Below are 11,554 nucleotides of genomic sequence, written 5' to 3' on the forward strand. Positions count from 1 at the left end.
GCGAGGCCGTCGGCGGCCTCGGCAACCTGCACGGCTGGTGGGGCAGCGAGCAGCGCTGGAGCGCGCTGCGCCAGATCCGTGCCGTGAACCACGTCCTGTCCGGGAACCCGGCCGACGGCAAGCCCCTGCCCCGATCCGCCCGGCTCACCGGCGCCGCCGACGGCTGGCGCAGCGACGAGTTCACCCTCCCCGGCATCGGTCTGGTGTGGCCGTCCGTGCTCGCGCTCCTGCGCCCGCTCGCCTACCGCGCCGCCTCGCCGACCGTGACCGAGACGCACCGGCAGGCGCTGCTCCTGCTGTTCGACGCGATCACGGAGGGACCCCTGGCCGCCCCCGGCGGCGCGCTGCGCGAGGTCGTGCTGAGCGAGCCGCACACCAAGCAGGAGCGGACCGGCCAGGTGCTGCGCCAAGACGGCCGGACCGTCGTCGTGCTCGGCAGCCAGACCGTCGACCACCGCGAAGGGCGCGTGCACTGGCTGGCCCTGGACCACGACCCGGCCGGTGTGTTCGGCGCGGTCGCGCACTTCACGCTGGAGCGGGAGACCGCGTACCCGCCGGTGTTCCCGGCCGACGCGCTGGCCGCGGTGACCGGGCTGATCCGGGAGAAGGGGGCCGCGCCCTGGCAGCCGGAGGCGCCCGCCGCGCTGTGCGCCGCGACGCGGGACGGGCTCGGGCCCGTGCAGGCGGCCCTGCTGCTCGCGGGGAAGCCGTCCCAGCTCACCGACGAGGTGATCGCCGCGACCGGACTCAAGCCGCGGCAGAAGCAGCTCGGCGACGCGCTGCTGGGCTGGCTCGATCCCGGAGACCGGGTCGCGCTCGTCGGCGCGCTGCTGCCCGGCAACCCCGCCGACCTGTGGACGGCGGGACCGGACACGGACGCTGCGGGCCGGGTGTGGGCCGACCGGCTCGCCGGAGTCGTCCGCCTGCCCGAGGACATGGCCGCGGAACAGTCCCTGGCGGGGCTGCCCACGGGTTCCGCCGAGGAGGTGCTCAACCCGCACCGCACCCCGTGGATCAGCCGCACCACGGTGCAGCGGCCCGGCAAGGACGGCGAACTGGTGGCGGACGACCCCAAGGCGCTGCCCGGGCGGTACGACCTGTCGCGTGCCGTGGCCTCCCTGGCCGGGCTCGCCTACTCCCTGCCCTACGGGCACCCCCTGCGCGCCGTCCTGCCCGAGGCACTGGCCGCGCTGCGCCGCCGCGTCGCGGACCCGGGGCTGCTGCTCGACCTCGACCTGGGGTGGACGGAGCAGGGCTCGCCGGCCGCCGTGGAGCTGCGCAAGGCGTACGGCATGCCGGCCGGCGGGGGCGCCGACGCGCACGGTCTGACCGCCGTGGGCGAGGCACTGGTGCTGCGCCCCTGGTACGGCGACCAGGAGAACGTCCTGGTCCGCCCGGCCGCCCTCACCGGCGCGGACGACCCGGTGTTCGGACTGGTCCAAGGACTCGTCGGGCCCGCGCGGGGCCACGGCATGCGGGCGCTGCGGACGATCCTGGGTGAGGATCTCGCCCGTGCGGTCGCGGCCGGCACGGACGCCGAGGGGCCCACCGGGTACGCCCATGACCCGGCGGTCGGCGCACCCGACCTGGTCGCCGAGGTCGCACAGACACACGGCCTGGGCGCGGACGCGGCGGCGCTCTACCTGCAACTGCTGGCCCTGCCCGACCCGACGGACCGCAACTGCGCCCGCTGGACGGGCTGGAAGCCGGCCCGGACGAAGAAGGCCCGCGCCGAACTCGCGGCCACCGACCTGGTCGTCGAGGCCAGGCGGGCGCGCGCCGGACGCACCCTCTTCCTGCCCTGCGGCTGGCTCGACCTGAAGTCGCCCGCGCTGCCGGTGGAGGTCTGGAAGCAGGAGCTCTACCCGGTGGGCCCGCACGCCCGCGCGGTGCCGCTGGTACCGCTGCCGGAGCTGTTCAGGCGCGCGTGGGAGCGCGTGCGCGCCGGTGACGCCCCGGCCTACGAGGAACTGACCACCCGCGCCACCCGCAAGGGCCGCCGCCGATGACCGCCGTCCACCCACGTCCGGAAGAAACCGCACCGATGACCACCACCCTCCCCGACGCCCCGGCCCGCCAGATCGACCCGCCGGAGGACCGGTACGCGACCGAACTGGCCTTCCTCGCCGCGTACGACGACGGGCCGCGCCCGCCCGCGTGGCGGCTCACCCCGCGCGCGGTCGTCACGTTCGTCATGGGCAGCGACGGGCAGGCCCTGAAGCTGCCCGACGGCGCCGACGTGCCGGACGGCGTGCAGCGCCGCATGGTGATCGAGGGCAAGTTCGTCGGCGACCGGGCGCTGGTCGAGCGATGCGTGGTGACCCTCGCGGGGGAGCGCGGCCTGCTGCTCGTCGGTGAGCCCGGCACGGCCAAGTCGATGCTGTCGGAGCTGCTGTCCGCCGCCGTGTGCGGCACCAGCGGCCTGGTGGTGCAGGGCACGGCCGGCACGACCGAGGACCAGCTGAAGTACGGCTGGAACTACGCCCTGCTGCTCGCCCAGGGCCCCAGCCGGCAGGCACTCGTGCCCTCGCCCGTCCTGACCGCGATGTCCCGGGGCGCCATCGCCCGCGTCGAGGAGGTCACGCGCTGCCTGCCCGAAGTGCAGGACTCCCTGGTCTCGCTGCTCTCCGAGCGGCGCATCGCGGTGCCCGAACTGGCGGGCACCCCGGACGCCCTGGCGCACGCGGCACCCGGCTTCAACCTCATCGCCACCGCCAACCTCCGCGACAAGGGCGTCTCCGAGATGTCCGCGGCCCTCAAGCGCCGCTTCAACTTCGAGACGGTCGGCCCCATCGGGGACATCGACGCGGAGATCGCGCTGGTGCGCGGCCAGGCACGGGCGTCCGTGGCGCGGGCCGGCGCGCCGTTCCAGGTCGACGACGCCGTCCTGGAGGCACTGGTCACCGCCTTCCGGGACCTGCGGGAGGGCCGGTCGGCGGAGGGCTGGGAGGTGGAACGGCCGTCCACGGTGATGAGCACCGCGGAGGCCGTGTCGGTCGCCGGGGCGCTCGCGCTCGCGGCGGCCTACTTCCCGGGCGACCGTGACGTGCTGGGGCTGCTGCCGGGACACCTGCTGGGCGTGGTCCGCAAGGACGACCCCGCGGACGCCGCCCGGCTGCGCGGCTACTGGGACGGTCCGGTACGGCGCCGCGCCGAGCAGGGCTCCGCCACCTGGCGCACCCTGTGGGACCTGCGTACGGTCCTGGAGGGCTGACGGCCGTGTCCCTGTCCCACGGGGCCGCCGCCGCGGACGGCTCGCCCTCCTCCGCCGCCGGATCGCCCCTCTCACCCGACGAGGCACTCGCCGCGCTCACCGCCCCGTCCGCGCACTACCTCGTCGGCGTCCGGCACCACGCGCCCTCCCTGGCCGCCGCCGTGCCGGCGCTGCTGGACGACGCGAAGCCGGACGTGCTGCTCGTCGAACTGCCCGCCGAGATGCAGGAGTGGCTGCCCTGGCTGGGGCACCCGGAGACGCGCGCCCCGGTCGCCCTCGCCGCCGCGCCCGGCGACGGCGGTGGCCGCGGTGGCGAAGGGCCGGCGTTCTATCCGTTCGCGGACTTCTCGCCCGAACTGGCCGCCGTGCGCTGGGCCGCCCGGCACGACGTGCCCGTGATCGCCTGCGATCTGCCGCTCGCCGACCGCGCGTGGGACGAGGGGCGGCGGGCCGCCGTACAGCGGACCGGTGGCCCCGGTCTCGGCGACACGCTGCGGGCCCGGCTGACGGGCCGTCCCGGGGACGACCTGTGGGACCGCCTCGTCGAGGCCACCGCCCCCGGCTCCCCGCCCGAGGCCCTGCGCCGGGCGGCCCTGCTCACCGGTTGGGCGCTGCGCGAGGACGCGGTCGCCGCGGGCGGGGTGCCCGAGCTGGACCTGCGGCGCGAGCGGTGGATGCGGGACCGGCTGGCCGAGGCGACCGCACGGGGAGAGCGGGCGGCCGTGGTCCTCGGCGCGTTCCACGCCCCGGCATTCGTACGGCAGGACGCCGGAGCCGCCGGTGGCTCAGCCCCGGCACCCGTACAGGAGGACGCCGGAGCCGCCGGTGGCCCGGCCCCCGCTCCCGTACGGCCGGGCACCGCCACCGACGACGCGCGGCGGCCCGGCTGGACGACCTCGCTGATCCCGTACACCTACGCCCTCCTGGACGAGCGGTCCGGATACCCGGCGGGCATCCGGGATCCGGAGTGGCAGCACATGGTCCTGCGCGCGGCCGGCGATCCGGCCGCGCTGGAAGAGGCGCTGACACGGGCGGCCGTACGCGTCTGCGCCGAACTGCGCGACCTCGGCCACCCCTCGGGCCCCGCCGACGCCCGTGAGATCAGCCGGCTCGCCTCGGACCTCGCCCGCCTGCGCGGCCTCCCCGCGGCGGGCCGGGGCGAACTGGTCGAAGCCGTGCAGACGGTGCTCGCGCAGGGTGAGCCGTACGGGCGGGGACGGGCCGTGGCCCGGGCGATGGAACGGGTGCTCGTCGGCACGCGCACCGGGCGCCCCGCACCGCAGGCGCCGCGCAGTGGTCTCACCCCCGCGGTGGAGGCCGAGGTGGCGAGGCTCGGCCTGCCCGGTCCGGACACGGGCGGCACGGGTACGTCGCGGGACCTGCGGCTGGATCCGCTGAGGTCCGACCTCGACCGGCGCCGGGAGCTGCTGCTGCGCCGGCTGACGGTGTGCGGAGTGCCGTACGGGGAGGCCAAGGAGGTCGTGGGAGCGGGCGGCACCGACGCCCTCACCTCCCGCTGGGAGGTGCGCTGGACACCCGCCACGGCAGCCATGCTGACCGCGGCCGGCGCACGCGGGGTCACCGCGGCGCAGGCCGCCGAGGGAGTCCTGCGCCAGCGGCGGCGGGCGGAGCGGGACGAGGGCGGGCCGACGGCCGCGCAGGCCCTCGCCGGGCTCGAACAGTCCGCGGTGTGCGGGTTGCCCGGGCTCGTCGACGAGCGGCTCGGCGAGATCGCCGACGTGCTGCCCCAGGCCGGTACCCTGCCGGAGCTCCTGTCCGGTCTGGCCCTCCTGGACCGGCTGCGGGCCGGGCACGTCCCGGGGCTGGACGCCGGGCCGGGCCGGGCGGCCCGGGCGACCGCCGTCGCGGAACTGCTGACGGCCGCGGCGGTGCGGCAGGTGGACGGTCTGACCGGCTCCGAGGACCCCGCCGACGCCCATGCCCTGCTCGAACTGGCCCACCGCGCCGACATGTCGGGCGGCATCCGGCTCGCCGACGCCCTGACCCGACTGGCTGCCGACGGCTCCCCGCTGATGCGCGGCGCCGCGGGTGCGGTGCGCGTCCTGCTGGGACAGGAGGACGCGCGCGCCTTCGGCGACCGTGTGGCCTCGTGGGTCGACGGGGCCACCGACCCCGACTCCCGCGCCGCGCTCACCGCCCGGCTCAGCGGGCTGCTGACCGCCGCGGGTCCGCTCCTGGAGGCGGCGGCGCCCGCGCTGGAGCCCCTGCTCACCCGGGTGTCCGAGCTGCCCGACCGGGCGTTCCTCGACCGGCTGCCCGCGCTGCGCGGCGGCTTCGACACCCTCAGCCCCGCGGCCCGTGACCGCCTCCTCACGTCCGTCGAGCAGCGTCTCGACATCGCGCGGGTCACCGACACGCACGGCGTCGACCCGGCCTCGCTCGCTCTGTGGACCCGGGCGGACTTCGCCGCCCGGGAGGCCCTGCGGTCGCTGGGGCTGCTGCCCGCGCCGGACCCCGCTCCGGCAGGGGACGTCGCCACGCGGCCCGCCCACGAGGCGCCGGCCACGGACGTCATCCCCGGAACCACCGGCACCGGGGACCACCACCTCGCCCCCGCCGACCGCTGGCGCCTCCTCCTCGGCCGCCGCACGGACCGACTCCCCTCCTCCGCCGCACCGCTGGCGACCGCACTGGACGAGCTGTACGGCAGCGGACGCGGCGAGGGCAGCCGAGGGGATCTGACGGGCCGGGGCACCGGCGGCGGGCGGGAAGCGCCGTACCCCGGCGTGCGCGAGTGGTCCGAGGAACTGGCCGCGTTGTTCGGACCGGGCATCCGCGAAGAAGTGCTGGCCGCGGCCGCCGCGTCGGGCCGCAGGGACGTCCTCGCCGAGCTGGACGCGGACAGCGTGCGCCCCTCGGTGGACCTGCTGCGCACCGTGCTGCGACACGCGGGCGGGCTGCCCGAGGCCCGGCTGGCCGCGCTGCGCCCGCTGGTCCGGCGGCTGGTCGAGGCGCTGACCCGGCAACTGGCCACCCGGCTGCGGCCCGCCCTGCACGGCACGGCCCTGCCCCGCCCCAGCAGGCGCCCGGGCGGCGGCCTGGACCTGCCGCGCACCCTGCGGGCCAACCTGGCCACCGCGCGCCGCGCCCCGGACGGCACGGTCCAGGTGATCCCGGAGCGGCCGGTCTTCCGCACCCGCGCGCGCCGGAGCGCCGACTGGCGGCTGATCCTGGTCACCGACGTGTCGGGATCGATGGAGGCGTCGACGGTGTGGGCCGCGCTCACCGCTTCGGTGCTGGCGGGGGTGCCGACGCTGTCCACCCACTTCCTGGCGTTCTCCACGGAGGTCATCGACCTCACCGGCCATGTGGACGACCCGCTGTCGCTGCTGCTGGAGGTCAGCGTGGGCTGCGGCACGCGCGTGAACTGGTCACCGTGCCCTCGCGCACCCTCGTCGTGGTCGTCAGCGACTTCGAGGAGGGCTATCCGCTCGGCGGTCTGCTCGCCGAGGTACGCGCGCTGGTCTCGGCCGGCTGCCACGTCCTGGGCTGCGCCAGCCTCGACGACACCGGCCGGCCCCGCTACTCCACGGGAGTCGCCGGTCAGCTCGTCGCCGCGGGCATGCCCGTCGCCGCCCTCAGTCCGCTGGAACTCGCCCGCTGGGTAGGGGAGAAGATCGCATGAGTCCGGACCTGCCTCCGGTCGCCCCGTCCGTCACCGCCGAACTCGTCGAAGCGCTCTCGCCACGCCTGCGCAAGCGGCTGGACGCGGGCATCGCCAAACTCGCCGCCCGCCCGGTCTTCCGTGAGGGCGACCTCGTACGGATCGCCGTGGACGACGAGACCGACGTCGTGCTGCACGCGCCCGGCGGGGCGGTGTCCCGTGCGGACGCGATCCGCTGCGGCTGCCTGCTCGCCCCGGACTGCCTGCACCGCGCCGCGGCGGCCTCCGCGGCGCCGGTCGCCGAGGACGCGTCAGCCACCGAGGACGCTCCGGCCACCGACCCCGGCGAGGATGCCCCGCCCCCTGCTCCCGCTCCTGCTCCCGCTCCTGCTCCTGCTCCTGCTCCTGCCGAGGATGCTCCGACCGCTGAATCCGCCGAGCAGGCCACCTCGGAACAGCGCGCCGCCGCCCGGGCCGTGTACGCCGCGACGGCAGCCGTCCTCGAGGCCGGCACGGACGGTGCCGGTGCCGTGCTCCAGGCGGAGTTGCTGCGCGCCGCGCACACCGCCCGCCTCGCCGGTCTGCCCCGCGCCTCCGCCGCGGCGATCTCCGTGGTGACCGGGGTGCGCGCCGCCCGCTCCGCCGACCCGGCGTACCGCCTCACCGACCTCGTCGCCGCCCTGGCCGCCACCCTCGGTACCGCCCACCGCGTCCCGGACGCCACGGGCCCCGGTCTGGCCGAACTGCGCGGCACGGTACGGCAGCCCTACCGCCCGGACGGCTCCCTGCGGCTGTACGGGCTGTTCTCCGAGCCCGTGCTCACGGCGACCGGTTACGCGGGCGCGGTCACCTGGACCGCCGACGCCGAAGGACGCCTGTACACGGTGTCCGACGTGGCGCCCGGCGGGCCCGCCCGGGCGACGGGCGCAGCCGACCGGGCCGTACGGGTCGGCGACACCGCTCTGACCCATCGTGAACTGTCGCGCGCGGGCCTGGCCGTGTCCGGTGCCACGGTCTCGCCGACCGGCCGCCTCGGCGCCGGGGCAGGGGTACGGGCGGTCCGCGCGGCCGGTGTCGCCTGGCGCGCCGAGCCGCTGGACCGGCTGTGGTCCGTGCCGGCCGCCGAGCAGGTAGTCCGAGCCCTGAGCGGCGGGCGGGACCTGCTGTTCCTCGAGGTGACCCTCCTGGGCTCGGTGCGCGAGAGCACCGGCGACTGTCTCCTGGCCGACTGCGCGGGCGTACCCCTGAGGCTGACGACGGCCCACGACGACCCGTCGCTCCCGTACCGGGACAACCTGCGGCTGCTCGCCGCCGCCCGGGGCAGCCGGCTGCGGATCGTGGCCCGGCTGGTGCCGGGGACGCTCCCGCGGGCTCTGCTGCTCGCCACCGAGCACCCCACCGATCCCGCCGCCCGGGTGGATGCGGGCCTGGACCGCCTCCAGCACGCGGACCTGCCCGCCGACGCGGCTCAGGCCCCGCCCGAGGCACTCCCCGCCGGAGACGAGGCCCCGCTGCACCTGCTGCGCCGACGCGTCCACCAGGCGGTGTCCGGAGGCCGCCGAGTCCTCGCCTTGTCCGCCTCCTCCCGCGGCGAGCCGGGGGACAGTGCGCGTCTGCGCCGTCTCGGCCTCGCCACGGCGGGCGGCCTCCTCGACGCCCTGCACTCCACCGCCGCGCTCCGCTCCCGCGACGCCTTCGGCCGCCTCCTCCCGTCCGACGCCGCCCCGTTCGCCCGTGCCTGGCTCGCCGCCGCCGTCTACACCGACACGATCGAGAGGGCCCTGTGCGCGAGCGCGTGGGGAGCCACCGCGGACACGGTGCCCTCCACGGGCGTCCTCACGCGCCTTTGAGCGCACCCGGACGCGGCGGTGGACCGGTCGGAAACCGGGTGCGGACCGTCGGCCCGGTGCGGTGTGATCGGGTGTATGGCGATCGTGTTGCGCAAGCCGGGATCCGACGGGCTGAGCGAGGCTGTGGGGGTGCTGCGGGAGTGGCAGGACGACGGGGCCCCGATGCAGTTGCATCCGGGAGACCTGGGGTGGTTCTGGAGGTCGGGCGCGGAGGCGACCGCCGCGGCTGTCCGGACGTGGAACCGGGACGGACGGATTCTCGCGGTCGGGTTGCTGGACGGTCCCGGGCTGTTGCGGCTGACGGTGGCACCGGACGCACAGCGGGACGAGGAACTGGCGCAGCAGCTGGTCGAGGACGTGACGGAGCCGGAGCGCGGCGTGCTGCCCGAGGGGAAGGTGAACGTCGAGGCGCCGATGGGTGCACGGGTCCGAGAGCTGCTGCTCGAAGTCGGCTGGGGGACCGACGAGCCGTGGACGCCCCTGCGCCGCGACCTCGAGGAGCCGGTGGGGGAGCCGGGCGTGAGGATCGAGGTGGTCGGGCCGGAGCGGGCGCACGTGTTCGCAGCCGTGCAGCGGGCAGCGTTCGACGGGTCGAGATTCACGGACGACCGCTGGCACGCCATGGCCGCCGGATTGCCGTACACCGACGCCCGGTGTCTGGTCGCCCATGACCGCCAGGGCAGCGCGGTGGCGGCGGTGACGGTGTGGTCCGCCGGTCCGGGGAGGCCGGGGTTGCTCGAACCGATGGGCGTGCACCGGGAACATCGCCGTCGCGGCTACGGCAAGGCGATCACGCTCGCCGCCGCAGCCGCACTCCGGGAGCTGGGCTCGTCCTCCGCGATCGTCTGCACCCCGAGCGCGAACGCCGGCGCTGTCGCCGCCTACAGGTCGGCCGGCTTCCGGCCATGCCCTGAGGTCCGGGACGTGTACCGGGACGCCTGAGCGGTGTCGGGACAGCGGGCGAACCGGCCGCGCGCAGTCCCTTCCTAGGGGGTGTCGTCGAACTCCCGTCTGCCCCGCGANNNCGCACCGGACGCCGCAGGGCCGTCCTGCGGACGACGACGGGCGTTCGACGACACCCCCTAGCGTTCCGCCATCTTCCAAGGCCGGACCCCGAGCTTTCCGGTGGTTCCGAGGTCGAGGTGCGGGGTGACGATCACCGGGTCGGCGCCTTCCTCGGCCCGGACCCGCACATGGGGCACGTTCACCGGCGTACCGAACTCGGTGGTGTTGCGCCAGACCAGGCTCGCGATGGCCGACTCGCCGGGCTGGAGGGTGACGGGCCGGGGTGGTTCGTCGGGTCCGGCGCCCGTGGAGATCTCGCCGCTGCCGTCCAGGATGTCGACGCCGTCGACGGGCTTCAGGCCGGCGTCCAGGAGTTCCAGCAGTGGGTAGCCCTCGACGGTGTAGGCGTGCGTACCGCAGTTGTCGAGGTGCAGGCCCACGACGCGCAGCCCCATGGCGGCGTCGCCCTGGTCGGCGCTGATCCGGATCCCGGAGGCGGGGCACGTGTCCGGTTCGGCCGGCGCCTCGCCCGCGGGGACCTTGGTCACGCCGAGCACCTTGACCTGTGCCACCCGCGGCGCGCTGGGCGGCAGTTCCCCGGCTCGGACCGTGCCCCGTACGGTCTGTCCGGGGCCGACGTCGCGCACGGTCTCGGTCTGGTTGGTCACCGCGCCGCCGTCACCGCTCATGAAGGTGAAGACGACCGAGTAGGTCAGGGCTTCGGTGCCCTCGTTGGTGACTTCGTAGGTGGCGGACACCTCCGAGTCCGGGTTCGGGTCGAGGCTGTCGGCGGACACCGAGTAGCTGCGGGTGGGCGAGGGGGAGGCCGACGGGAGGGTCAGGGAGGTGATCCGCACGCCGTCCTTGCCCGGATCGTCGATGCGGGTGCCGTGCCGCGACGCGGCCGCCTCGGCGCCGGTGCTTCCGGCATCCGCGTGCTCCGTCCCGCAGGCCGTCAGCAGCAGAGCGGTCACGGCGAGAGCCGGCAGGAAGGGAACGGTCGCGGCGGATGCCGGGCGGAGGTTCGCGGGTCTGCGCATCCGGTCATCTCATCAGGGTGTGAGCCCTTCGGGTGTGATGCAGGTCCTCTTCGCTGTCACAGGGGTGTCACAGCGGGCCGGGAGAGCCGGGTCCGAGAAGTTGGCTTCCTCTCACACCTCGACGATCAGCTTCCCCCGGCACCCGCCTTGTCGGGCGTGGTCCGCCATGGGGAGATCGGTCACGACGAGCCGTCCACCACGGCTTGGACCACATTCCGCCGGCCTGCCAGGGCCCGCACGAGCACAATCACGAAGTCGGTCTCACGACGGGCAGGGCCTGTTGCCCAGTTCGTCCCGGAGGCACAGGTGCCCCGGACGCCGCCGGGCGCGCGGTCGTCCGCGTCGCCCGGCGGGGGCTCAGCGCGTGGTCGTGAACGCCGGGGCCAGGTCCCGGGCGCCCTCCCGGACACCGCGGACGACGATCTTCCGGGTGGCCGGCAGCCGGCCGAGCAGAGAGCTGGTCAGGCACGCGTTCTCCGGGCGGGAGGCGTACCGGGTGTCCGCCCGCGGCACCGGCACGACCAGGTGCGGCGGCGCCCCCAGCGTCTCCGCGACGACCGAGGCCCACGCGGCACGGCTCACACGGTCCGGTCCGCCCAGGTGGAGGACCGGAGGGAGTGGCCCCTCGGCGCCGAGCACGGCCGCCGTCACCTCCGCGACGTCGTCCACCAGCACCGGTGTCGTCCACTGGTCCTCCGGCACCGTGACCGGCTCGCCGCGCAGCAGCCGGTGCGCGCACGCGGCGAAGAAGTTGAGCCATTTGCCCGCGTCCGCCGGCTCGTGGCCGTAGACCAGGCTGACCCGCAGCACCACCGCGTCC

General features: G+C 76.1%; 5 protein-coding genes and 2 pseudogenes. 5 read left to right on the forward strand and 2 right to left on the reverse strand.

Annotated elements, in window-relative coordinates; translation table 11 throughout:
* The 5 genes and pseudogenes from CCN42_RS37130 to CCN42_RS37150 all read left to right on the forward strand — a co-directional run.
* Positions 1–2,009 (forward strand): annotated as a pseudogene (locus CCN42_RS37130) (hypothetical protein); the annotation flags it as partial.
* A 35-nt stretch (positions 2,010–2,044) separates the two neighbouring features.
* Positions 2,045–3,214, forward strand: coding sequence for an ATP-binding protein (locus CCN42_RS37135; RefSeq protein ID WP_086741701.1), 1,170 nt, complete (start codon positions 2,045–2,047; stop codon positions 3,212–3,214).
* Between the two features lie 11 nt (positions 3,215–3,225).
* Positions 3,226–6,860 (forward strand): annotated as a pseudogene (locus CCN42_RS37140) (DUF5682 family protein).
* A complete protein-coding gene (locus tag CCN42_RS37145; protein WP_086741702.1) occupies positions 6,857–8,689 on the forward strand; it encodes an SWIM zinc finger family protein in 1,833 nt (610 codons plus the stop codon). Before CCN42_RS37140 ends, CCN42_RS37145 begins: the two are co-directional and overlap by 4 nt.
* A 75-nt stretch (positions 8,690–8,764) precedes the next feature.
* Complete coding sequence (locus CCN42_RS37150) at positions 8,765–9,631, forward strand: GNAT family N-acetyltransferase (RefSeq protein ID WP_086741705.1); 867 nt, start codon at positions 8,765–8,767, stop codon at positions 9,629–9,631.
* A gap of 140 nt (positions 9,632–9,771) precedes the next feature.
* On the opposite strand, the gene CCN42_RS37155 is transcribed toward CCN42_RS37150, so the two are convergent.
* Together CCN42_RS37155 and CCN42_RS37160 are read right to left on the reverse strand one after the other, a co-directional pair.
* Positions 9,772–10,734 carry a DUF4232 domain-containing protein gene (locus CCN42_RS37155; protein ID WP_086741703.1) on the reverse strand — a complete coding sequence of 321 codons (963 nt, stop codon included), beginning with the start codon at positions 10,732–10,734 and terminating at the stop codon, positions 9,772–9,774.
* 357 nt (positions 10,735–11,091) lie between these two features.
* On the reverse strand, positions 11,092–11,554 hold a 463-nt coding region (locus CCN42_RS37160), incomplete at its 5' end, for a sugar nucleotide-binding protein (RefSeq protein ID WP_143662156.1).

The organism is Streptomyces glaucescens, assembly GCF_002154375.1.
GTDB lineage: Bacteria > Actinomycetota > Actinomycetes > Streptomycetales > Streptomycetaceae > Streptomyces > Streptomyces glaucescens.